Here is a 22,707-nt window from a genome sequence, read left to right on the forward strand (position 1 = left end):
GGGTCGCCCCGGTGTCATACTTGTAGGTGAAGGATCAATCCCTTGCGCAGGAGGTCAAGCCATGTTTCTCAAACATCGCACTACCGGCAAGATGATCGAGGTCTTGAGTCAGCGGGATCTGTTCAATCCGATGCACGCCAAGGTCGTCGGGCGCTATCACTATGGTGAGGAGGCCCAAGAGCCGGAGACGTTCGACAAGACCGAGTTGTTGTTTATCTCGGACGAGGCATTGCCGCGCTGCTGGACCGACAGCCATTATCGCGACGACGAGATCCACCACTACTACAAGAAGGCATCCTGATCGGTGGCAGGCCGGCCCGAGTTGCAAGCTCGGGCCGTTTTCTTTGCGCCATTCGCGCATTTGCGATGCCGGTTCCCGAATCCAGTCCGGCCGGGCCGGGCTAACGATCAAGGCCGTCGGTTGATTGTGGCGCGCACTGGGGTTGGCTCGGGGAGGATGGGTTTCGCTTCGCTCGACCCATCTTCCGGCCCTTAGCCGCCGTTCGTGTCGGACGCCGGTGCGATCTCCACCAATATCCGCCCGTGCGTCTTCCCCGCGAGTATCTCTTCGAAGACCCTTGGCAGGCCATCCAGATCGACGGTCTCTCCGAGTAGCAGGTCCAAGTCGGCCGGGCGCCAGTCGCTCGCCAGGTGGCCCCACAGCTCCGCGCGCAGCCCCTGTGGGACATCGACCGAGTTGCAGCCGAGCAGGCTCACCCCGCGCAGGATAAAGGGCATCACGGTGGTCTCGAGCTGGTGGCCGCCGGCGAGCCCGATGCTGGCGATGTTCCCGTTCGGGACCATGGTGCGCGTGATCTGCGCGAGTGTCTCGCCGCCGACATTGTCGATCGCGCCGCCCCAGACGGCTTTTTCCAAGGGCCGCTTCGCCTCGGCCAGAGCATCGCGCCCGATGATGCGCGCGGCGCCGATGGCCTTCAGCCAGTCTGCGAGCGCCGGTTTCCCCGAGAGCGCGACCGCCTCGTAGCCGAGCCGCGAGAGGATCGCGATCGCGATTGAACCGACCCCGCCGCTCGCGCCCGTCACGAGGATCGGACCCATATCGGGTTTCTGACCGTTGACCTGCATCCGGTGCACGGCGAGCGCCGCGGTGAATCCGGCGGTGCCCAGGATCATGGTCGCGCGCGGGTCCAACCCGACCGGAATCGGTGTCAGCCAGGTCGCCGGGACGCGGAGATACTCTGCATAGCCGCCGTCGTGGTCGAAGCTCAGGCCCCAGCCTGTGGCGACGACCGCATCACCTGCCCGGTAAGCGGGATCATTGGATTGCTCCACGATGCCGGCCGCGTCGACCCCGCCGACCAGCGGGAAGGTACGCAGGATCTTCCCGCGCCCCGTGCCGGCGAGTGCATCCTTGTAATTGACGCTTGAATGGATGACACGAACCAAGACCTCGCCCGTCTCGGGGGCCTGCTTCGGGAGCGCCTCGAAGCCGGCGCGGTGGCCCTCTGCGTCCTGATGAATCCGGAATGCCCGATAGTTTTCCACTAGATCACCTCCACCGGGATCAGCCCGATTTTGTTGCGCCATTTGGCAGGTCCGGTACGGTGGACGGACTCACCGCGGCTGTCGACGGCGACGGTCACCGGCATGTCTTCCACCTCGAATTCGCGAATCGCTTCCATTCCAAGATCCTCGAAGGCGATCAGTCGAGACGACTTGATCGCCTTGGCCACCAAGAAGGCCGCACCGCCGACGGCCATCAGATAGACCGCGCCGTGCTTCTTGATGGCGTCGATCGCCGCGGGACCGCGCTCGGCCTTGCCGATCATCCCGATCAGGCCCGTACGCTCGAGCAGCTGATCGGTGAACGGGTCCATCCGTGTGGCCGTCGTGGGCCCGGCCGGGCCCACGACCTCGTCGCGCACCGGGTCGACGGGGCCGACGTAATAGATGAATCGGTTGGTGAGGTCGACGCCTTCGGGTAGTTGCTCGCCCCGATCAAGGAGATCGGCGATGCGTTTGTGTGCAGCATCTCGGCCGGTGAGCAGCTTGCCCGAGAGCAGGAGGCGCTCGCCGGGTTGCCAGGTCGCGATCTCCTCGCGGGTCAAGCCGTCGAGCTGGACGCGACGTGCCCCGGCGGCCGCGTCCCAGGTGATCGGAGGCCAATCCTCCAGGCTCGGCGGGACGAGCGCAACCGGGCCGGAGCCGTCGAGTGTGAATTCCAGATGTCGTGTTGCCGCGCAATTGGGGATCATGGCGACCGGGAGCGAGGCGGCGTGGGTCGGGTAGGTCAGGATCTTCACATCCAATACCGTGGTGAGCCCCCCGAGACCCTGCGCGCCGATGCCGAGCGCGTTGACCTTCTCATGCAGCTCCAGGCGCAGTGCTTCGATGGGATCCGCAGGTCCGCGCGCCTTGATCTCGTGGACGTCGATGTGCTCCATCAGGGATTCCTTCGCGAGCAGCATCGCCTTTTCGGCAGAGCCCCCGATCCCGATGCCGAGCATGCCGGGGGGGCACCAACCGGCACCCATGGTCGGAACCGTCTTGAGCACCCAATCGACCAGGTTCTCGCTCGGGTTCAAGACCGCGAACTTCGCCTTGTTCTCGGAGCCGCCGCCTTTGGCCGCCAGACGCACCTCGACCCGATCGCCGGGGACCAACTCCACGTGCACGACCGCCGGTGTATTGTCCCCGGTGTTCTTGCGCGCCCCGATGGGGGGCGAGACCATGGAGGCGCGCAGCACATTGTCGGGATGGCTGTAAGCACGGCGCACCCCTGCATCGACCATCTCCTGAATCCCTACGGACGCATCCCAGCGGACCTCCATACCGATCTTCAGAAAGACCACCACCATGCCGGTGTCCTGACAGATCGGGCGGTGACCCTCTGCACACATCCGGGAATTGACGAGGATCTGAGCCATCGCATCCTTTGCTGCGGGCGATTCCTCGATCTCGTAAGCCGCAGTCAGGGCTTGGATATAGTCGCGCGGGTGATAGTAGGAGATGAATTGGAGCGCGTCGGCGATGCTTTGGACGAAGTCGATCTCGCGGATGATGGTCATGGGTCTGCGGCGTCTTGTTCAGAATATCCAAGCAGTATAACAAGCCACTCGCGGAGGGTTCGCAGCGCTGCCGGGTGACCAGGCAGAAGCGCTCGGTAGGACGCAGAGGCGATGCGACGCTTCGGCAGCGCTCCGGGAGGAAGGTCTCCGATAGGATCGCGCCGGGTCTTCACCCACAGCATGCCGGGAAGGTCGATTCGTCGATACCGGTGCCGCGCTCGGCCAGGGCACCGGCACTGCCTTAGACGTCCGCGACCATCTCGGGTAGCCGTGGACGAGGAAAAAGCACTTGGCAAGAATCTTAGGGGCCTGTATTATTCCGGGCTCGCAACGACAGGCGCGTAGCTCAGCTGGTTAGAGCACCACCTTGACATGGTGGGGGTCGTTGGTTCGAGTCCAATCGCGCCTACCAAACATCAGCCGCCAGCTCCGGCCGTCAGCCGCCCGATCTACGTCGAGCGGCACCGTGCTGGAGCTGGCGGTTTTTTCATGTGATCCCTCGTATCGATCACCACTGACGCTTTAAGGTCTCGCTATGCCTCTTGTCACCCTTCCCGATGGATCCAAGCGTCAATTCGATGCCCCTGTCTCCGTTCGGGATGTTGCGGCTTCGATCGGCGCGGGCCTAGCCAAGGCTGCTCTCGCCGGGCGGGTCGACGGCGTCTTGGTCGATACGTCGTTTATCCTCGAGCAGGATGCCGCGTTGGCGATCGTCACCAACAAGGACGAGGAGACCGCGCTCGAGCTACTGCGACACGACGCCGCCCACGTCATGGCTCAAGCGGTGCAGGAGCTGTATCCGGGCACTCAGGTGACCATCGGTCCCGCGATCGAGAACGGCTTCTACTACGACTTCGCCCGCGAGGAGCCCTTCACGCCCGAGGATCTCGAGGCGATCGAGGAACGCATGCACGAGATCGTGAAACGCGATCTGCCGATCGTGCGCGAGGTTTGGGATCGCGAGCAGGCCAAGCGGACCTTCGCCGAGCTCGGCGAGCACTATAAGGTCGAGATTATCGAGGACATCATCCCCGAGGGGGAGGCGGTTTCCGTCTACCGCCAGGGCGACTGGTTCGATGTCTGTCGCGGGCCGCATCTGCCGAGCACCGGCAAACTGGGCAACGGGTTCAAGCTGACGAAGCTCGCGGGTGCCTACTGGCGCGGCGATTCGAACAACCCCATGCTCCAGCGCATCTACGGCACCGCGTGGCGCGACAAGAAGGAGTTGGCGGCCTATTTGCATCGTTTGGAAGAGGCAGAGAAGCGCGATCATCGCAAGCTCGGAAAGCAGCTCGATCTGTTCCACTTCCAGGACGAGGCGCCGGGCATGGCCTTTTGGCACGCCAAGGGGCGGGTGATCTACCGCCTGGCCGAAGGCTACATGCGCGAGAAGCTCGACGAATACGGCTATCAGGAGGTCGAGACCCCGCAGGTGCTCGATCGGTCTCTCTGGGAGCGCTCCGGTCACTGGGACAAGTTCGCCGGCGGCATGTTCACGACCCATCTCGACGATCGCGACTATGCGATCAAGCCGATGAATTGTCCCGGTCACATCCAGCTCTTCAACCAAGGGCTCAAGAGCCATCGGGATCTGCCGCTGCGCATCGCCGAGTTCGGGGTCGTGCATCGCAACGAGCCTTCCGGCACCCTTCACGGTCTGATGCGGGCACGTCGCTTCACCCAGGACGACGCGCACGTCTTCTGTACCGAGGCGCAGCTGCAGGACGAGGTTGCGACCCTGATCGATATGGTTTTCGAGACCTACCGCGACTTCGGTTTCACCGAGATCGATCTGGCCCTCTCGTTGCGCCCGGACAAGCGCGTCGGCAGCGACGCGCTTTGGGACAAGGCCGAAGCGGCGCTCGACCAGGCGCTCACGGCGAAGGGTCTCGAGTTTAAGGTGCAGCCGGGCGAGGGCGCCTTTTATGGCCCCAAGATCGAATTCACCCTGCACGACAGCATCGGTCGTGCTTGGCAGTGCGGCACCATCCAGGTGGACTTCTCGATGCCCGCGCGCTTGGGTGCGCATTACATCGCCGAGGACAACAGCAAGCAGGTCCCGGTGATGATCCACCGCGCGATCTTGGGCTCGGTGGAGCGGTTTATCGGCATCTTGCTCGAACACTATGCCGGTCAATTGCCGGTTTGGTTGTCGCCGACCCAAGCAATGGTGATGAATATCACGGATCGGCAGGCGGAGTACGTCAAGGAGGTCTCTAAGACCTTGCGCAGCAAGGGCTTCCGGGTCGAGACGGACTTGAGAAACGAGAAGATCGGCTTTAAAATCCGCGAGCACACCCTGCAACGAGTACCCTATCTGCTCGTCGTCGGTGATCGGGAGGTCGAATCCCGATCCGTTGCCGTCCGCGACCGTGCGGGCCAGGATCTCGGAATCCTTCAGCTCGATGCCTTTATCGACCGTCTGAGCGAAGAGATCACGAACCGGACCCACTGACGCCCGGCCTGATCAAGGGGCCGCGAGAGCGTCGTGCGCGTCGTGTCTATCAGTGCTTTTGGAGGAACCTGCTATCGCTGCACCAAAGAGAAACCGCGTCAACAAGGAGATCAACGTACCGGAAGTGCGTCTGATCGGCGCGGACGGAAACCAGGTCGGAGTCGTCAATACGCGCGAGGCATTGGAGATGGCCACGGAAGCGGGCCTCGATCTCGTGGAGATCGTTCCGACGTCGGAGCCTCCGGTGTGTCGTCTCATGGACTTCGGCAGATTTCTCTTCGACCAAAAGAAGAAGAAGAACGAAGCCAAGAAAAAGCAGAAGCAGGTTCAGATCAAGGAAGTGAAGTTTCGTCCTGGAACGGACGAAGGAGACTATCAGGTCAAACTACGCAGCCTGACGCGTTTCCTCAACGAAGGGGATAAGGGCAAGGTCACGATGCGATTTCGCGGGCGCGAGCATGCGCACCGGGAGCTCGGTTTGGAGCTTTTGAAGCGGATCGAAAACGACCTTGCAGCCCTCAGTGTCGTGGAACAACAACCCCAGATGGAAGGACGCCAAATGGTCATGGTGCTGGGCCCCAAAAAGAAATAGCGACGCGTATCGTCGAGCCAGCGGGCGAATCATACTGAGTGTCTCGAGAAGACGACCATCGGTCGATGCGGCCGATGCCGTCTTCAAAAAAACCTCGGCTCGACGTGCGTCGCACTACAATCATTCGGCAAATCGCGGAGTAAAAACCCATGCCCAAGCTGAAAACAAATCGCGGGGCGGCGAAGCGCTTCAAGCGCACGGCCTCCGGTTCGGTCAAATGCAATTCCTCTCACCGGCGTCATATCCTGACCAAGAAGAGCACCAAGCGGAAGCGCCAATTGCGTGCGCCCAAGCGGCTCCATAAGGCGGATGTGCGGGCCGCGCTGCGGATGATCCCCTACTGCTGAGCACATTGCGCTTGAACGAATCCCAGGAGTCAAAGAATGCCACGCGTTAAACGGGGTGTTACCGCCCACGCTCGTCATAAAAAGGTCCTTGATCAGGCCAAGGGTTACTACGGTGCCCGTAGTAAGGTCTACCGTGTCGCCAAGCAGGCCGTCATCAAGGCCGGTCAATATGCCTACCGTGATCGCCGCCAGAAGAAGCGCCAATTCCGTGCGCTCTGGATTGCGCGCATCAATGCTGCCGCGCGCGAGAACGGTCTCTCCTACAGTCGCTTCATCGACGGGCTGAAGAAGGTCGGGGTCGAGGTTGATCGCAAGGTGCTGGCCGACATCGCCTATCACGACAGCGTTGCGTTTGCAGCGCTGGCCGAGCAAGCGAAGACCGCACTGGCCTAAGCCGTTTCCTTTCTCGCCCGAGTTCTACGGCGATACAAGAGGGAAAGGCCCCGGTCTTTCCCTTTTTCGTTTCACGACCTCGCGGCGGATCAGACACCCAGCCGGAAGACCCGACTATGGCTGAACACACCGGACTCGGCCTCGCGGCGCTGCAAGCTGCTGCACTTGAGGCGATCGCGGCGGCCGCCGATCTTGCCAGTCTCGACCAAGTGCGCGTGCGCTATCTCGGCAAGAGCGGTGAGTTGACCGCGCTGCTCAAACAGCTCGGGACGCTCCCGGCCGAAGAGCGCCCTGCTGCAGGTCAGGAGATCAACCAGGCCAAGGCTGCGGTCCACGTTGCCATCGACCAGCGCAAGGTCGTCTTGGAAGAGGCCTCACTCGCGGCGCGACTCGCCGCCGAGCGGATCGACGTGAGTCTGCCCGGGCGAGGGCGCCGGCCCGGTGGGCTGCACCCCGTGACCCGTGCGATGCGGCGCATCGAGCGTCTGTTCGCCAACGCGGGGTTCGCCGTTGCAGAGGGGCCGGAGGTCGAGGACACCTATCACAACTTCGAGGCGCTCAACATCCCGGAGCATCATCCCGCCAGGGCGATGCACGACACCTTCTATTTCGATGCCGAGCTTCTGCTGCGCACCCACACCTCCCCGGTTCAGATCCGGGTCATGGAGGAGCAGGCGCCGCCGCTCAAGATCATCGCGCCCGGTCGCGTTTATCGCTGCGATTCCGACCTGACTCATACGCCCATGTTCCACCAGGTCGAGGGTCTGCTGGTCGACGAGCAGGTGAGCTTCGCCGATCTGAAGGGCGTGCTCTACGATTTCTTGCGGAATTTCTTCGAGCGCGACCTGGAGCTGCGTTTCAGGCCGTCTTATTTTCCCTTTACAGAGCCTTCGGCCGAGGTCGACATCCAGTGTGTCATCTGCGGCGGCAGCGGGTGTCGGGTCTGTAAGCAGACCGGATGGCTTGAGGTGCTCGGTTGCGGCATGGTCTATCCCGAGGTCTTTCGGCACGTCGGTATCGACCCCGATCGCTATCTGGGATACGCCTTCGGCATGGGGGTAGAGCGCCTGGCGATGCTGCGTTACGGAATCGACGACATTCGCTTGAATTTCGAGAACGATCTGAGATACCTGCGCCAATTCTCATGATCTCGGCTTAAAAAGAGCCGGCAAGCACTCGGGAATGGTCCTTGTCCGGCGGTAATCCTATCGATCCTCATCCCTTGTGGCGGGATGACACCAGAGTACAGGGCAGCAGCAGATGCGATTCAGCGAGGCGTGGTTGAGGGAGTGGGTGAACCCTCCGGTCGACACCCGACAATTGGCCGACCAGCTCAGCATGGCCGGCCTCGAGGTCGATGCGGTCGAACCCGCGGCTCCGGCCTTCAGCGGTGTGCGGATCGGCTGGGTGCAGTCCGTCGCACCCCATCCAGACGCCGAGAAGCTGCGGATCTGCCGGGTCGATCTCGGCGAGGATGCGTTTCTCCAGATTATCTGCGGGGCGGCCAACGTCGCCGAAGGCATGAAGGTCCCGGTCGCGACCGTCGGAGCCGTGCTGCCCGGCGACTTCAAGATCAAGAAGGCTAAGTTGCGGGGTGTCGAGTCCTACGGCATGATCTGCTCGGCCAAGGAGCTCGGTCTTGCCGAGACCTCCGAGGGCATCCTGGCCCTGCCGGCAGATGCGCCTGTGGGCGAAGACATCCGCGACTGGATGGCACTCGACGATCACTGTATCGAGGTCGATCTGACCCCGGATCGCGGCGACTGTCTCGGCATTGCCGGGCTTGCGCGCGAGGTCGCCGTGATCAACCGTGCGCCGCTCGCCACACCCGCGATCCAGCCGGTCGCGCCTCTGCATGACCGGTCTCTACCGGTCCACCTCCAGGCCCCGGCTGCCTGCCCGCGCTACGTTTGCCGAGTCATCCGCAACATCGATCCGAGCGCGACCACGCCCTGGTGGATGCAGGAGCGCCTGCGTCGCGGCGGGATCCGGGCCATCAGCCCGGTGGTCGACGTGACCAACTATGTCCTGCTCGAGCTGGGCCAGCCGATGCACGGCTTCGATCTCGCCAAGCTGGACGGCGAGATTTGCGTGCGCATGGCGGTGGAGGGCGAGCGTCTCGCCCTGCTCAACGGCGAGGAAGCAACACTGCGCGCGGACACCCTGGTGATCGCCGATGCCGGACGTGCCGTCGCATTGGCCGGGATTATGGGCGGGTCCGGGACCGCGGTCGGTTCCGAAACCCGCGACGTGCTGCTCGAAAGCGCCTTCTTCGCGCCGCTTGCCCTCAGCGGCAAGGCGCGGTCTTACGGCCTGCATACGGATTCGTCGCATCGGTTCGAGCGCGGGGTCGATCCCCAACTCCAAGTCCGCGCGATCGAGCGTGCGACCCGTCTGTTGATCGCGATCGTCGGAGGTGAGCCGGGCCCCGTGATCGAGGCGGTATCGCAGACCGAGCTACCCGAGCCTCGGATGCTGACGCTCCGTCGGTCGCGTGTCGCTCAGGTGCTCGGACTCGCGCTTCCCGACGACACCATCCTCGATATTCTGACGCGTCTGGATCTGAACACGGAGGCGACCGCCGAAGGGTGGCTGGTCACGCCGCCGAGTGCCCGCTTCGACCTGGTTCAAGAGGTCGACCTGATCGCCGATATCGGACGCATCTACGGTTACGATCGAATCCCGGTGAGTCACGCGAGCTCGGCATCCGTGACGGGTGCGACCCCGGAGACGGATTTCGATCTGGATCGCGCCCGTCTCGCGCTGGTCGATCGCGGTTTCCACGAGGTCATCACCTACAGCTTCGTGAGTCCCGAGATTCAAGCGTTGGTCGACCCCAAGCAGGAGGTTCTGCGTCTTGCGAATCCGCTGAGCGCCGAGCTCTCCACCATGCGGACCAGCCTCTGGCCCGGCTTGATCCAGACCGCGCGCTACAATCAGGCGCGGCAACAGGAGCGGGTGCGCATCTTCGAGTCCGGTCTACGCTTTCGAGTCGGCGCGGACGATCTGACCCAGACGCAGGGTCTCGCGGGTCTCATCACCGGGAGCCCGGATCCGGAACAGTGGGGTTTGCCGAGCCGCGCGGCGGACTTCTTCGATCTGAAGGCCGATGTCGAGGCCCTGCTGTCACTGACCGGCGCACCGGGGCGCTTCAACTTCGTTCCCGGCACGCATCCGGCGCTGCACCCCGGTCAGACCGCGAGGGTGGTCTGTGACGGGCGAGGCATCGGTCTGCTCGGAATGCTTCATCCGAGTCTGGCCGCACAGCTCGACATCATGGGCGATGCCTATCTGTTCGAGCTGGACGTCGCGCCCCTGAGCGTCGGCGCACTGCCTAAGCACGCGTCCATCTCGCGCTTCCCGAGTATTCGCCGAGACATTGCGATCATCGTCGACGCGGCAGTGACTTACGGGCAGATCGCGGACTGTATTCGCGACACGGAGACCGAACTTCTACGCGATTTGGTCCTGTTCGACCTCTACACCGGCAAAAACATTGAATCGGGCAGAAAAAGTCTCGCTCTTGGATTGATTTTACAGGCTTCTTCTCAGACACTTACAGATGGAGTCATTGAAGACACGGTGGGGCGGATCCTAGCCCGCCTCGCTTCGGAATTTGGCGCAAGATTGAGGGACTGACCCAATGGCATTGACCAAGGCCGATATGGCCGAGCACCTGTTCGATGAGCTTGGCCTGAACAAGCGTGAGGCCAAAGACATCGTCGAGATGTTCTTCGAGGAGATTCGCGCGGCGTTGGAGCGTGGCGAGCAGGTCAAGCTCTCCGGGTTCGGCAACTTCGATCTGCGCGAAAAGAAGGAACGTCCCGGCCGCAACCCCAAGACGGGAGAAGAGATTCCGATCACGGCGCGGCGCGTGGTGACCTTTCGCCCGGGGCAGAAGCTAAAACAGCGAGTGGAGGCCTATGCTGGAACCGACCGATAAGGGCGAGGACAACGGCCCCGGCGATCTTCCGCCGATTCCGGGAAAGCGATACTTCACCATCGGCGAAGTGAGCGAGCTCTGTGGGGTCAAGCCTCACGTGCTGCGGTATTGGGAGCAGGAATTCCCTCAGCTCAAACCGGTCAAGCGACGGGGCAACCGTCGCTACTATCAGCGTCACGACGTGCTGATGGTGCGACAGATCCGCAACCTGCTCTACGAGCAGGGCTTCACGATCGGAGGCGCCCGTCTGCAGCTCAGCGGGGAGGGCGCCAAACAGGACCTAAGCCAGACCCACCAGATCCTACGCCAGATGCGTGTAGAGCTTGAAGACGTCCTTCAGTTGCTGCGACGTTGACAGCAGAGGGACCACAACCTAATATGGCTCGTCTTAACGGGGCGTAGCGCAGCCTGGTAGCGCACCTGAATGGGGTTCAGGTGGTCGGAGGTTCAAATCCTCTCGCCCCGACCAAGGAAAATAACGGCTTAGGTCATTGATGACCTGGGCCGTTTTCGTTTGGGTCACCGTAAAGTTACCAGCCTTGGCGTGCTTGCCGCGAGGCTGGCCTCGGATTACCCTAAAAAGAGCAGTTAGCGCCCGTCGCGGAGCGTTTTCGGCCCGCGGGCGAGTACACATACCGGCGGTTCGGCGGCTACGCCGGGGCCGGTAACACCGCCGGCGGCTGCAATTGGCGGCCGTTGAGGTACTTCACCAGCGCACGCGAGAGCAGCCGGTACCAGCGTTGCAGGGGACTCAACTGCTCCGCAGTTCGGCGCAGGGTGTTGAAGAAGGCCGCGATCTCGCGGCAGGTCGCCTCCACCCACCCGGCTTCGGCATGGGGATGGCTGATGGTCAGGCGCGTCTGCCCGCCGTGACGGGTCAGTCGTGCCGGTGCGCTGAGCAGCAGCGGGCGGCTGGTGATCGCCTCGGTGTGCCGTGTCGGGTCGGCCAGGCGCACGAACAGGCTCCACCAGTTGTAGGTCAAGGCGGTGATGCGCGCCATGAAGCGGCAGCGCTTGATGTCGCGGGTGGTGAAGCCGCCCCAGCCCCAATGGTTCTTGAGCTCGTCGAAGGGATTCTCCGCGTCGGCGCGATCGCGATAGAGTTGCGCCACGCTCAGGATCTCATGGGGCAGCGAGGTCACCAGCACGGCGTACTCGTAGAGGATCGTCCGGTCGGTGAACTCGGCGAAGCTCAGGCGCAGCTGCTCGGGATCACCCTGCTCGACGACGGCCAGGTCGGCCTTGATGCGCCGGCGCAGCACGACGGCGCGCCGGGCACGGCTCCAGCCCGACAGACGCAGGGTCGTCTCGGCCCCCTGCCAGCCTTGACCGGCATCGCGCCACTCGGCGTCGCGCATCAGGCGCTCGACGGTGTGTTTGACCTTGGAGGTCATGCGCAGCTTGAACAGATACGGGATCCCCTCCTGCTCGGCCCGTGCCATGTTGGCTTGGGTGCCCCAATCGCGGTCGCCGCGAATGCACAGCGGCCAGTGCGCCCGCGGCAGGCGCGCGAGCAACTCCCACAGCCCCGGCGCGCTGTACTTGGACGCGGTTTGGTTGCCGTCCAGCACCTCCACGTCCAGGATCAGACGCAGACCGGCGATGAAATAGGTGTGGTAGGTGTGCGAGGGCCGACCCGGCTTGTGCGGGTTGTAGCCCTTGAGCGCACCCTCTTGATGCCCGTAGAGCGGCTTGACCGTCACGTCGGCATCGAGAATCCAGGGCACGCCCAGCACCGGCGCCACGCAGGCGTCCAGGTGGTTCTGCAACCAGGCCACCCCGTCGGCTTCATCGAGCTTGCCGAGGTTGCGGCGCACCGAGTCCTCGCTGACCACCGCCTCCATGCCCAGCAGGGCGGCGTTGATGGTGTCGCCGCGCAGGGCACTGATGTGGGCATAGCGCTGATGCCCGGACAGCACCGCCAGGATGGCGGTACCCAGAACGTCGCGCGTGCTCGGGGCGTTCGGGCTGGTCAGCTTCAGCGGGCAGCTCTCGACCCAGGCATCGAAGCGCCCGCCCAGGCGCAAAAACTCGGTGAAGAACGGCAGCTGCCCCAGCGGGGTGACCGCCGCCTGCGCATCCCACTCGACGTGGACGCGCCCGCCAAACGTGTCCACCGCAACCGGGCCGGCATGCGGTACCAATGCGGTGGTTTCGGGTTCACCCTGCGGGTGAGGGATCGGGTTGCTCATGGGGACCTCCTTGCGCGGATATTTCAGCGGCTTGGATCACTCGAGGCAAGGTTTAACTGCTCTTTTTAGGATTACGGTTTCGGGAGACCGCGCACGAGGAGTGGTCACCCTGAGAGTGGTCTCGCCTGCGAACCCTCGCTACAGCGTTTTCTCCCGAGCAGCAAGGAAACGGTTCATGGCCATGAAGAGGTCCGAGCTTCATTCCTCCCTCTGGTCCAGTTGCGACGAGCTGCGCCGGGGTATGGATGCCAGCCAGTACACGGGCTACGTCCTGGTGCTGCCTTTCATTAAGTACGTCAGCGAAAAGTACCTCGGCCAGCCTCACGACGCCCCGATCGTCATCCCCCCGGGCGCGAGCTTCCGTGAAATGGTCGCGCTCAAGGGCAAGCCCGACATCGGCGATCAGATCAACAAGCCGATCATTGCCCCGTTGGCCAATGCCAACCGGCTCTCCGCCATGCCGGACTTCAACGACCCCTTCAAGCTCGGCTCGGGCAAGCAGATGGTCGAGCGGCTCAGCAAACTGATCGCTCTAGAGGATCTCTTCGAGCGCTTCAGCCACTTCGGCGTGCCGCCGGCCAAAGCCGGGCCATTATTCCTACCTGCTGCATATCGTCCGCTTGCTCAAGAATACCGTTACTGGAGGATGTTGGGCGTGCGCTGAAAAAGGTGATGGGAGAAAAGTCGCGAGCCGTCTCGCTCTTCCTCGTTGAGGCCGAAACAATTCCTTGGACTAAATGGGGTAGTGCAGTACCCTCCAGTGCGTTTGCAGTGAGCTTCTGGGAGGGAGGCGAGCCAAGGCCACCACCGAAACCGGTACACTGACATTTCGCATCGCCCCGGCCCGGAAGGAACCGTTACGCAGGGTCGATCAGCGGGAGGACTGCTCCTCGCCAACATGGTGGAGGTGTTGATCCGAGACTACTGCGAGAGCAGCAGTATCCCCATGGAAGAGCCGATAGCCGACAAGTAACCAAGAGGGGTAACGGATGCGATTGCATGAAGTGCCCGCCAGCCGTCGGTTTAGAAGCAACGCGATGGGCCGGGGTTTGAAAGAACAATGACCACAGAAGCCGATACCCGCGCCAACTTCATCGACCCTGCCCTGGCTGGTGCCGGCTGGGGAAGCGGTCAAATCACTCGGGAATACTACTTCACCGACGGACGCAAGCTTGCGGGCAACCAACGCGGCAGCCGCTGCTTTGTCGACTACCTCCTGCATAGTGAGAATCGCCACCTCGCGATCATTGAGGCTAAAAAGGCATCCGCCCACCCGACCCAAGGACTTCAGCAGGCAATCGCCTACGCCAAGAAGCTTGGCGTCCGCTTCCTCTACTCCACTAATGGCGAGCAGATCTACGAGTTCGACCTTGAGACGGGAAAGGGCGCGTACAGGGACAGTTATCCGACACCTGCAGAATTGCTTGCGCGGTATGCCGACGCAACGACCGAACTCGCCAGCACACTCAGGAATACCGCGTTTTACCTGGAAGCGGGGATGCGCCCTCGCTATTACCAGCAACTGGCCGTCCACGCCGCCACTGATGCGATCGGCGATGGCGATGAGCGCGTGCTTTTGACGCTGGCGACCGGCACCGGCAAGACCTTTATCGCGTTCCAAATCGTGCACAAGCTGTTCCAGGCGCGTTGGAATCGGCAGCAACTGGGATCACGTCGCCCACGCATCCTCTTCCTGGCGGATCGCAACATCCTCGCCGATCAGGCGATCAACACCTTCAACCCCTACGAGAAAGACCTCGTCAAGATCGACGGTGACGAGGTCCGACGTCGCAATGGCGTGGTGCCGACCAACGCCCACATCTTCTTCGCCATCTATCAGGCGATTGCCGAAAGAGAAGACATCGGCGGCTACTACCGGGAATACCCGAGCGACTTCTTCGACCTGATCATCATCGACGAATGTCATCGCGGCGCGGCCAATAACGAAGGCTCCTGGCGTGCCATCCTGGAGCACTTCGCCCCCGCCGTACACCTTGGCCTCACCGCGACTCCCAAGCGCACCGACAACATCGATACCTACAGCTACTTCGGCCAACCCGCCTACGAGTACTCGCTCAAAGAGGGCATTAACGACGGTTTTCTCACGCCCTACCGCGTCAAGCGAATCCGCACCAATCTCGACGAGTTGGTCTTGACCGCCGACGACGAAATCCTCAAGGGCGAGTCCACCCAGGATATGTACGACACCAACGATTTCGACAACAAGATCGTCGCCGACCAGCGCACCGAGCTGGTTGCCCGTGCCATCCTGACGAACATCAACCCCCTGGAGAAGACCATCGTCTTCTGCACCAATCAGAACCATGCCCTGACCATGCGGGACATGATCAACAAGCACAAAGCGGTGGCCGATCCGCACTACTGCGTACGCGTCACCAGCGACGAGGGCAAACCGGGCCGAGACCTGCTGGAGCGCTTCCAGAACAACGACCGGGATATCCCCACCATACTCACGTCGTCCCAGATGCTCACCACTGGTGTCGATGCCCGAAACGTCCGCAACATCGTGCTGGATCGCGCCATCGGCTCCATGGTCGAGTTCAAGCAGATCGTCGGGCGCGGCACCCGCGTCTTCGAAGGCAAGGACTACTTCACCATCGTCGATTTTCGCGGTGCCACCAACCGCTTCTATGACAAGGATTGGGACGGCGATCCCCTCGACGTGGACACGCCGCCGGTCATCGACGCGAACGAGCCGCCTCCGCCACCCTATGGCGATAAGCAAGAGCACGAATCCAGGCAGGCCGGTGGAGAAGGCGAGGCGGAGGATGTTGAGCCAGTGGAGAAGCTCACGGTTCGCCTCAGTGCCGCCCGCGAGCTCAAGGTCATCGACGTGGAGATCCGCTATATCGACGAGAATGGACGACCGCTGTCCGCTCAACAGTTCGTCGAGCGTCTCATGGTCAAGTTGCCGGGCCTTTTCTCCTCGGCCGAGGATCTGCGCGAGACCTGGTCCGACCCCGACCGGCGCGAGGCCCTGCTGCAGCAACTCGGCCAGGCCGGTTTCGATGCCGAACAGCTCGCCACCCTGCGCCGCATGTTCGCCGCCGAGCAGAGCGACCTGTTCGACCTGCTGGCCTTCCTAGCCTTCGAGCAGCCCATGGCGACCCGCAGGGCGAGGGTGCAGGCCACCCGCGCCAACAGCGCCTTCTTCGACCAGTTCGAGCAGCAACCGGCCCGCGACTTCCTGCACTTCGTCCTGAATCGCTATGAAGAGACCGGCGTCGCCGAGCTTGCCCGCGACCGCATGCCCGGCCTGATCAAGATGTCCAGTCTCGGCACCACCCGTGACGCCTCCCGTGCCTTCGGTGGCAGCCCCGCCAATGTGCTCGCAGCCTTCCGCCAACTGCAACACCAGCTCTACCACTGTGCCTAGATCATGGATCTGACCCTCGCCCCCAATCCGCTGCACAACGCACCGCAGACCCTGAGCTTCGACAAGATCGCCACCCTGATCGGCGCGAACGGCTCAGGCAAATCGTGCATCTTGCAGAGCATCTTCGATACCAAGCTAGCGGGTACGGGTTTCGAAGCCCTCCGGGTGGTCTGCTTCTCCTCGGGCCAGAACGAGAACTTCTCCCAGCGCTTCAGCCAATACTTGAGCCAGGAGCGACGCGCGGGCCGCTCGTTGAACTTGGCGTGCTTCTACTTTGACAAGTCCTGGTCGAAATTGCTGATCTTTCTCGCAACCTGCCTTCACTCCAGCGGAAAGGTCCGAGAGTTCCTGCGCGAAAACGACTATGTACAAGAGCAGCAGGTGACCCAGACCAGCTCCGACGACACCAGCTCCCGCCTCACAATGAAGTTCAAAGTGGACAAAGGCTACGCCGAGCGCGTTCAAGCGGCCTTGAAGGCTGAGGAGCGAGGCGAAACAGACACCTTACGCAGTACCCCATACTTCCGATCCCTGGCCAGCTTCATCGAAAGCAATGTCGATCCGCACTACGATTTCGAATCCGCCCTGCGCAAACGTACCGTCGAATTGACCGCAGCGAAGCTGCTGACCGCATCCTACGTGTCCGCGCGTCCTGAGGATGACGAGGATGAGGAAGATCCGGCGCAGCAGATCGAAGTCGACCCCACCGTCAGCTTCTTCACCCAAGCCGCAGACAACAACTACTTCATAGAACGGGGCGACTTGAAGCTCCAATTGCGTGACGGCCTTGAACTGGACCAGCTCAGTGACGGCGAATACCAGCTTCTCTTTCTCTACGCACTCATCGACCTGTTCGATGGCGAGAACACCCTGTTTCTGTTGGACGAAGCCGACTCCCATCTGCACTACAAGAACATCGACCGCCTTTGGAAAATCCTGAAACAGATCAGGGGTAAAACAGTCACCACAACTCATCTGCTCGACTCGATCACGGCCAACGAGTTTCACGCCATCAAGGTGGTCGAGAAGGGGCGCATTCGCGACGACGACAAGCTCAAACAGTTGATCGATCGACTTAGCATCCTCTCCCGTGCCACCTCGGTGGAGTACGAGGTCTGCGCCAAGATCCAGCACATGGCGCTGCTCGACGACTACAACGATTGGGACATCTTTCTGCGCCTTGCCGCGCGCAAAGGGCTGGATACTTCACGATTGAATAGCGTCTACGCTTTCAAGAAATCATCGAGCTATGCCAACGAAAACGAGTCTTTCGGCAAAGCAAAAATCCAGTGGACGGAGAGCTTGAGCAAGGTGGAGTGTGACCTGGCGACAACCCAGGTATTTCTGATCTGCGACCGGGACGAAGCCACCCTTGATATAGATCCGCAGTCCGGCGTAAAGGTCCGGGGACAGCAATATCGGGAGCAGATCAACGGCATCCACTGGCCCCAGGGGAGGAATGTTTCAGTTCATCTCCTCGCTTGGAAACGCCGCGAGATCAAGAACTACCTCCTCTCCCATACGGCGCTGGATCACCATGGCAAGCTGTGCGAGATCAATGGCCCCGGGCTGGCCCAGGCCGACCATCTGGCCGCCAACGACCCCGGCGACAACGGCGGCATCCGCCGTCTCGCCGTCAAGGACACCATCAATCCGTTGATCAACGGTCCTGATGGCCTGTGCCCGCTGAAGCTCCAAGCCTACATCGACCTGATCCCACCCCAAGAGATCAGCGAAGACATCGAAAACATGTACAACTTCATCGTTGGGAAGCTCTCTTAGCCCATGTCGCTCCAGCAAAAAATCGACCGCATCACCGACATCCTGCGCCGGGATGACGGCATCTCCGGGGCCATGCACTACACCGAGCAGACCTCCTGGATCCTGTTCCTCAAGTTCCTCGACGACTACGAGGCAGCGAAGGCGGACGAGGCCATTCTCTCCGGCGTCGACTACACCCCCGTGCTGGACGAGCGGCACCGCTGGGGCAGCTGGGCCTGCCCCAAGACCACCGACGGCAGACCGGATATCCAACGGGCGCGCACCGGCGATGACCTGCGTGAGTACGTCAACGGCGAGCTGTTCCCCTATCTCAAGGCCTTCCGCAACACAGCCGGCTCGACCGTCGGCGCCGACCCCAACTCTTTCCGCTACAAGATCGGCGCCATCTTCGAATACCTGGACAACAAGATCGCCTCCGGTCACACGTTGCGGGAGGTGCTGGACATCATCGACGGCCTCAACTTCCAGTCCGAGAGCGAGCTGTTCGAGCTGTCCCAGGTCTACGAGGGGCTGCTGCAAAACATGGGCGATGCCGGCGGTTATGCTGGGGAGTTCTACACACCGCGCCCGCTGATCCGCGCCATCGTCAAGGTCATCGATCCCCAACCGGGCCAGACCGTCTACGACGCCGCCGCCGGTTCCTGCGGCTTTCTCATCCAGGCCTTCGAGCATCTCAAGGCGAGGCGGGCCAAGCTCAGCACCAGCCAGTGGGACCAGATCCAGCAGCAGACCTTCTACGGCTACGAGAAGACCACGCTGGCCTATGTCATGGGCATGATGAACATGATCCTGCACGGCATCGAGTCGCCCAACCTCTACCGCCAGAACACCCTGACCCAGAACATCCGCGACATCCAGGAGAAGGACCGCTACGACATCATCCTCGCCAACCCGCCCTTCGGCGGCAAGGAAAAGGCCCAGATCCAGCAGAATTTCCCCATCCAAAGCAACGCCACCGAGTTGCTCTTTCTGCAGCACTTCATGAAGTCGCTCAGGATCGGAGGCAAGGCCGCCATCGTCGTGCCCGAGGGCGTGCTGTTCCAAACCAACACCGCTTTCGCCCAGGTGAAACAGGAGCTGTTGGAGCACTTCAACCTGCACACCATTCTCAGCCTGCCCGCCGGGGTGTTTCTGCCCTATTCGGGGGTCAAGACCAACGTCCTCTTCTTCGAGCGCCGCGGCGGCACCACCAAGATCTGGTTCTACGAGTGCGAGCCGGAGCAGAAGCTCACTAAGAACAAGCCCCTCACCGACGCCTACCTGGCCGAGTTCGTCGAGCTTTATGCCAAGCGCAGCACCACCGACCGCTCCTGGACCATGCCGGTGGACAAGCTGAAGGAAGACTACGACCTCTCCGCCGAGAACCCGGCTAAGAAGAACGACGTGGAGCACCTGCCACCGCGCAAGATCCTGGAGCTGATTCAGGAGAAGGAGACGGCGGTGACCAACCTGCTGGGCGAGATCGACGAACTGCTGGGGGAGCGGTAGGCGATGGAGCAGCAGTTGTATGAATTGCCGGAGGAGTGGATAACCAAGCCTATTGGGGAGATTGCCTCGCTGGTAACAAAAGGTTCTACACCTACCAGCTATGGGCATAAGTTTCAGAGTTCTGGCATCAACTTCGTAAAGATCGAAAACATTACTGACGGGAAAATTGATGCAGATAGTATTTCTAGCTTTATAACTGAAGAGGCCCATCAGTTTTTGAAGCGATCGCAGTTACAAGAAGGAGACCTCCTTTTTTCCATCGCCGGTTCTATTGGAACAAGTGCGTTAGTTGATGCCGCTATACTCCCCGCAAACACGAATCAGGCATTGGCTCTGATACGGGGGTATGAGTCGGATGCTATCCCTGAATTTCTTCTATATGCGCTTCGTTCCGAGGTGTTGAACGAAACAAAAAATAAAAAGCGCGGGGGAGCATTGCAAAATATCTCTCTCACAGATATTAAAAACACAAAAATCCCCCTCCCGCCCCTCAACGAACAAGAACGCATCGTCGCCAAGCTCGACGCGCTCTTCACCCGCATCGACGCCGCCATCACCTACCTCCAGGAAACCCTCAAACTCTCCAAAGCGCTTTTTGCGAGTGCGTTGGATCGAGAATTTGCTGCCTTAGACGTTCGCTTCCAAATTGGTGACATTGCCTACGTTAAAGGAGGTAAACGGCTACCTAAGGGGGCGACGTTTCAAGATGACTCAACAGCACACCCATATATCAGGGTCGCTGACTTTCGGGATGATGGAACAATAGAGTTGTCCGGGCTGAAATACATCAGTGATGAGACCTATAAGTACATCAAGAATTACACGATAAGTATCAAGGATTTGTATATCAGTATCGCTGGAACAATTGGAAAAACCGGTGTTGTCCCGGAGGAGCTTGATGGAGCTAATTTGACTGAAAACGCGGCGAAAATTGTGTTCAAGAAGCAGGGGAATATTGATGTTCGATTCGTCTATTACTTTACTCTTTCTAATGATTTCTTAGAGCAAGCGGGCCTCGCCACGAAAATTGTAGCGCAGCCGAAATTGGCGCTCACTCGTTTGTCGAAAATTGAAGTTCCTTTACCAGCCTTGAGAGAGCAGCGCCGTATCGTCAGTAGTCTCGACCTCCTTTCCGAACACACCCGCGCTCTCGAAGCCGAAACCAAGGAACGCCTCGACCAACTGGCCGCCCTCAAGTCTTCCCTGCTCGACGCCGCCTTCCGCGGTCAGCTATGACGGCCCAAGCCGGAGCCACGCCATGAGCCAGGACCTGACCAACTCTGCCACCCAGCGCCAGAACATCCTCAACAACCCCTATGCGCTGCAAGAGATCGAGAAGGCCGCCCAGATCCGGGGGATCGCCTTCGAGGGGCGCAGTGTGGTGCTCAAGGAGCAGGTGGCCGCCTTCTTTGAGGTGACCGTGCGGACGGTGGAGAATTACCTGGCCCAGTTCGAGGAGGAACTCTCGCGCAACGGCTACGAGGTACTCAAGGGTAAGCGGCTGAAAGAATTCAAGTTAGCCCTGCAGGCGCAGGATGTTCCCGAAACAGATTTCGGGAACATCGCCAAGAGTCCTCAACTGGGGATCTTCGACTTCCGCGCCTTCCTCAACCTGGCGATGTTGATGGTGGAGAGCGAGCGGGCACGGCTGCTGCGCCAGGCGATCCTGGACATCGTCATCGATACCATCAACCAGCGCACCGGCGGGGGCACCAAGTACATCAACCAGCGCGACGAGGACTTCGTGCACGCCTGGTTCCAGGAAGAGAGCTATCGGAAGCAGTTCACCGACGCCCTGCGCGATTACGTGGCGCTCGGCAACTTCAAGTATCCCCTCTACACCGACAAGATCTACGTCAGCATCTTCCGCGAGAAGGCGCAGGCCTACCGCAAGGTCCTGAAGCTGCATGAAAAGGACAAGGTTCGGGACACCTTCTACTCGGAGATTCTAGATCTGGTGGCCTCGTATGAATGTGGCATCGGCGCCATGATCCGGGAGGAGGCGGAAACGAAAGGACATCCGCTGTCAGCCTGGGAAGTGGACGCCATCTTCGAGCGATTCGAGAAGCTGCCCCACTGGACGCCGCTGATCGAACGGGCGCGCAACAAGATGGCCAGCCGCGACCTAGCCTTCCGCGACGCCTTGCACAAACAGCTCGAAGAGTATGTGACGCCGCTGCAGCGGGACGAGTTCGAACGCTTCCTGGGCGAGAAGAGCAAGGAACTCGCCGAGCGCCTGGAAGAGGCCAAGGATGTGATGAAGCGCCTCAAGGAGCGTGAATGAGCACCTCGGTCATCTACCTGACCCTGGAGCAAGCCGTCGAGGTGCACCGCAAGACGGTGGAAGTGAGTGGCGGCGGCGCCATGGGGCACCTGGATCTCGGCAAACTGGATAGCGTGCTCACGCACATTCAGAACGACGACTACTATCCCACCTTCGCCGACAAGCTCACCCACCTCTTCTTCGGCGCCTGCAAATTTCACAGCTTCCAAGACGGCAACAAGCGCGTCGCCATCACCCTCTGCGCCCAGATGTTGCTGTTCAACGGGTATCTCTACTGCTCCGACCGCTTCATCCGGGAGATGGAGAACATCAGCTACCACGTTGCCGCCGGTCGGATCGACAAGGACCTACTGGGCGAGATCATCGCCGCTGTCTTGGATGACGAACTCGAAGCCGAATCCCTGAAGCTGAAAATTCTGAACGCGATTTCCGTCGATCCCGACGATGGGCGATCGAACTGATTGGACGAGCCTGTATCTCCCGTCAAGTCGCGCGCAAACAACGCAGCAAGCGCATCGCCAGGTTGTACGTTAGCGCTTCCGGGTGGCAAACGGCAGGCTCGACGCACGACATTCAGCCCCGCCATTGGCGGCGAATGCGGATCTTCCACCGCACGCCCACTGACTCGATTCGTGTCTTCCCCGTCGGTGTGCGCCGGCGCGAGATGGGCATAGCGCTTGCCGGCGACTCAAGAACTGTTAGGTGCACGTGCGGTCAGGGAGGGCAAGGCGGCGGGGACCGAGTTCGTGCACGCCGCACCCAGGGGGAAGAGCCCAAGCTTTTCGATCCGACATCCTATCCAATG

Annotated in this window: 18 protein-coding genes, 2 tRNA genes and 1 pseudogene; 18 read left to right on the forward strand and 3 right to left on the reverse strand. The window is 61.2% G+C overall.

Going from position 1 to position 22,707, the window contains the following annotated elements:
- Nucleotides 1-61 precede the first annotated feature (61 nt).
- On the forward strand, nucleotides 62-301 hold the full coding sequence (locus LT988_RS22520) for an acetyltransferase (protein WP_232407749.1): 240 nt from the start codon (nucleotides 62-64) through the stop codon (nucleotides 299-301).
- A 191-nt stretch (nucleotides 302-492) separates the two neighbouring features.
- Here LT988_RS22520 and LT988_RS22525 read toward each other — a convergent pair whose 3' ends face one another.
- Both LT988_RS22525 and LT988_RS22530 read right to left on the reverse strand, forming a co-directional pair.
- Nucleotides 493-1,506, reverse strand: a complete 1,014-nt coding sequence (locus LT988_RS22525; RefSeq protein ID WP_232407750.1) for a YhdH/YhfP family quinone oxidoreductase — start codon at nucleotides 1,504-1,506, stop codon at nucleotides 493-495.
- Nucleotides 1,506-3,029, reverse strand: a complete 1,524-nt coding sequence (locus LT988_RS22530; RefSeq protein WP_232407751.1) for a fumarate hydratase — start codon at nucleotides 3,027-3,029, stop codon at nucleotides 1,506-1,508. The genes LT988_RS22525 and LT988_RS22530 overlap by 1 nt, the downstream gene beginning before the upstream one ends.
- A 335-nt stretch (nucleotides 3,030-3,364) precedes the next feature.
- Here LT988_RS22530 and LT988_RS22535 point away from each other — a divergent pair.
- The 10 genes from LT988_RS22535 (at nucleotide 3,365) to LT988_RS22580 (ending at nucleotide 11,228) form a co-directional block, all read left to right on the forward strand.
- Nucleotides 3,365-3,441: transfer RNA gene (locus LT988_RS22535), tRNA-Val, on the forward strand.
- Nucleotides 3,442-3,564: 123 nt separating this feature from the next.
- Nucleotides 3,565-5,484: a threonine--tRNA ligase gene (thrS, locus tag LT988_RS22540; RefSeq protein WP_232407752.1), complete on the forward strand. Its 1,920-nt coding sequence runs from the start codon at nucleotides 3,565-3,567 to the stop codon at nucleotides 5,482-5,484.
- 58 nt (nucleotides 5,485-5,542) lie between these two features.
- The gene (infC, locus tag LT988_RS22545) at nucleotides 5,543-6,076 is read left to right on the forward strand and encodes a translation initiation factor IF-3 (RefSeq protein WP_040731927.1); all 534 of its coding nucleotides are present in this window, start codon (nucleotides 5,543-5,545) and stop codon (nucleotides 6,074-6,076) included.
- Between the two features lie 149 nt (nucleotides 6,077-6,225).
- The gene (gene rpmI / locus LT988_RS22550; RefSeq protein WP_007194184.1) at nucleotides 6,226-6,423 is read left to right on the forward strand and encodes a 50S ribosomal protein L35; all 198 of its coding nucleotides are present in this window, start codon (nucleotides 6,226-6,228) and stop codon (nucleotides 6,421-6,423) included.
- 36 nt (nucleotides 6,424-6,459) lie between these two features.
- Complete coding sequence (rplT, locus tag LT988_RS22555) at nucleotides 6,460-6,816, forward strand: 50S ribosomal protein L20 (protein WP_007194183.1); 357 nt, start codon at nucleotides 6,460-6,462, stop codon at nucleotides 6,814-6,816.
- A 116-nt stretch (nucleotides 6,817-6,932) separates the two neighbouring features.
- On the forward strand, nucleotides 6,933-7,964 hold the full coding sequence (pheS, locus tag LT988_RS22560; RefSeq protein WP_232407753.1) for a phenylalanine--tRNA ligase subunit alpha: 1,032 nt from the start codon (nucleotides 6,933-6,935) through the stop codon (nucleotides 7,962-7,964).
- A gap of 112 nt (nucleotides 7,965-8,076) precedes the next feature.
- A complete protein-coding gene (gene pheT / locus LT988_RS22565) occupies nucleotides 8,077-10,455 on the forward strand; it encodes a phenylalanine--tRNA ligase subunit beta (RefSeq protein ID WP_232407754.1) in 2,379 nt (792 codons plus the stop codon).
- Between the two features lie 4 nt (nucleotides 10,456-10,459).
- Nucleotides 10,460-10,759, forward strand: a complete 300-nt coding sequence (gene ihfA, locus LT988_RS22570; protein WP_007194180.1) for an integration host factor subunit alpha — start codon at nucleotides 10,460-10,462, stop codon at nucleotides 10,757-10,759.
- Nucleotides 10,740-11,114 (forward strand): MerR family transcriptional regulator, encoded by a 375-nt coding sequence (locus LT988_RS22575; RefSeq protein WP_232407755.1) that lies wholly within the window; start codon nucleotides 10,740-10,742, stop codon nucleotides 11,112-11,114. The genes ihfA and LT988_RS22575 overlap by 20 nt, the downstream gene beginning before the upstream one ends.
- A 37-nt stretch (nucleotides 11,115-11,151) precedes the next feature.
- A tRNA-Pro gene (locus tag LT988_RS22580) sits at nucleotides 11,152-11,228 on the forward strand.
- 181 nt (nucleotides 11,229-11,409) lie between these two features.
- Here LT988_RS22580 and LT988_RS22585 read toward each other — a convergent pair.
- On the reverse strand, nucleotides 11,410-12,951 hold the full coding sequence (locus LT988_RS22585; protein WP_232407756.1) for a transposase: 1,542 nt from the start codon (nucleotides 12,949-12,951) through the stop codon (nucleotides 11,410-11,412).
- A 175-nt stretch (nucleotides 12,952-13,126) separates the two neighbouring features.
- Here LT988_RS22585 and LT988_RS22590 point away from each other — a divergent pair.
- The 7 genes and pseudogenes from LT988_RS22590 to LT988_RS22620 all read left to right on the forward strand — a co-directional run.
- Nucleotides 13,127-13,486, forward strand: a pseudogene (locus tag LT988_RS22590) (type I restriction-modification system subunit M N-terminal domain-containing protein); the annotation flags it as partial.
- A gap of 525 nt (nucleotides 13,487-14,011) precedes the next feature.
- Nucleotides 14,012-16,348 carry an EcoAI/FtnUII family type I restriction enzme subunit R gene (gene hsdR, locus LT988_RS22595; RefSeq protein WP_232407757.1) on the forward strand — a complete coding sequence of 779 codons (2,337 nt, stop codon included), beginning with the start codon at nucleotides 14,012-14,014 and terminating at the stop codon, nucleotides 16,346-16,348.
- Nucleotides 16,349-16,351: 3 nt separating this feature from the next.
- Nucleotides 16,352-18,130, forward strand: a complete 1,779-nt coding sequence (locus LT988_RS22600) for an AAA family ATPase (RefSeq protein ID WP_232407758.1) — start codon at nucleotides 16,352-16,354, stop codon at nucleotides 18,128-18,130.
- Between the two features lie 3 nt (nucleotides 18,131-18,133).
- Entirely contained in the window at nucleotides 18,134-19,618 is a 1,485-nt protein-coding gene (locus LT988_RS22605; RefSeq protein ID WP_232407759.1) for a class I SAM-dependent DNA methyltransferase, read from the forward strand.
- Nucleotides 19,619-19,621: 3 nt separating this feature from the next.
- Nucleotides 19,622-20,854 (forward strand): restriction endonuclease subunit S, encoded by a 1,233-nt coding sequence (locus tag LT988_RS22610; RefSeq protein WP_232407760.1) that lies wholly within the window; start codon nucleotides 19,622-19,624, stop codon nucleotides 20,852-20,854.
- 22 nt (nucleotides 20,855-20,876) lie between these two features.
- The gene (locus LT988_RS22615) at nucleotides 20,877-21,902 is read left to right on the forward strand and encodes a DNA-binding protein (RefSeq protein WP_232407761.1); all 1,026 of its coding nucleotides are present in this window, start codon (nucleotides 20,877-20,879) and stop codon (nucleotides 21,900-21,902) included.
- Nucleotides 21,899-22,363, forward strand: coding sequence for a type II toxin-antitoxin system death-on-curing family toxin (locus tag LT988_RS22620; protein WP_232407762.1), 465 nt, complete (start codon nucleotides 21,899-21,901; stop codon nucleotides 22,361-22,363). Before LT988_RS22615 ends, LT988_RS22620 begins: the two co-directional genes overlap by 4 nt.
- Nucleotides 22,364-22,707: the final 344 nt, after the last annotated feature.

Source organism: Thiocapsa bogorovii (assembly GCF_021228795.1).
Lineage (GTDB): Bacteria > Pseudomonadota > Gammaproteobacteria > Chromatiales > Chromatiaceae > Thiocapsa > Thiocapsa bogorovii.

Coding starts and splice junctions, on each gene's coding strand:
- LT988_RS22585 (WP_232407756.1), bottom strand. CDS start 12,951: ATGAGCAACCCGATCCCTCACCCGCAGGGTGAACCCGAAACCACCGCA.
- pheT (WP_232407754.1), top strand. CDS start 8,077: ATGCGATTCAGCGAGGCGTGGTTGAGGGAGTGGGTGAACCCTCCGGTC.
- LT988_RS22520 (WP_232407749.1), top strand. CDS start 62: ATGTTTCTCAAACATCGCACTACCGGCAAGATGATCGAGGTCTTGAGT.
- pheS (WP_232407753.1), top strand. CDS start 6,933: ATGGCTGAACACACCGGACTCGGCCTCGCGGCGCTGCAAGCTGCTGCA.
- rplT (WP_007194183.1), top strand. CDS start 6,460: ATGCCACGCGTTAAACGGGGTGTTACCGCCCACGCTCGTCATAAAAAG.
- rpmI (WP_007194184.1), top strand. CDS start 6,226: ATGCCCAAGCTGAAAACAAATCGCGGGGCGGCGAAGCGCTTCAAGCGC.
- LT988_RS22605 (WP_232407759.1), top strand. CDS start 18,134: ATGTCGCTCCAGCAAAAAATCGACCGCATCACCGACATCCTGCGCCGG.
- LT988_RS22600 (WP_232407758.1), top strand. CDS start 16,352: ATGGATCTGACCCTCGCCCCCAATCCGCTGCACAACGCACCGCAGACC.
- hsdR (WP_232407757.1), top strand. CDS start 14,012: ATGACCACAGAAGCCGATACCCGCGCCAACTTCATCGACCCTGCCCTG.
- LT988_RS22575 (WP_232407755.1), top strand. CDS start 10,740: ATGCTGGAACCGACCGATAAGGGCGAGGACAACGGCCCCGGCGATCTT.
- thrS (WP_232407752.1), top strand. CDS start 3,565: ATGCCTCTTGTCACCCTTCCCGATGGATCCAAGCGTCAATTCGATGCC.
- ihfA (WP_007194180.1), top strand. CDS start 10,460: ATGGCATTGACCAAGGCCGATATGGCCGAGCACCTGTTCGATGAGCTT.
- LT988_RS22610 (WP_232407760.1), top strand. CDS start 19,622: ATGGAGCAGCAGTTGTATGAATTGCCGGAGGAGTGGATAACCAAGCCT.
- LT988_RS22530 (WP_232407751.1), bottom strand. CDS start 3,029: ATGACCATCATCCGCGAGATCGACTTCGTCCAAAGCATCGCCGACGCG.
- LT988_RS22620 (WP_232407762.1), top strand. CDS start 21,899: ATGAGCACCTCGGTCATCTACCTGACCCTGGAGCAAGCCGTCGAGGTG.
- LT988_RS22615 (WP_232407761.1), top strand. CDS start 20,877: ATGAGCCAGGACCTGACCAACTCTGCCACCCAGCGCCAGAACATCCTC.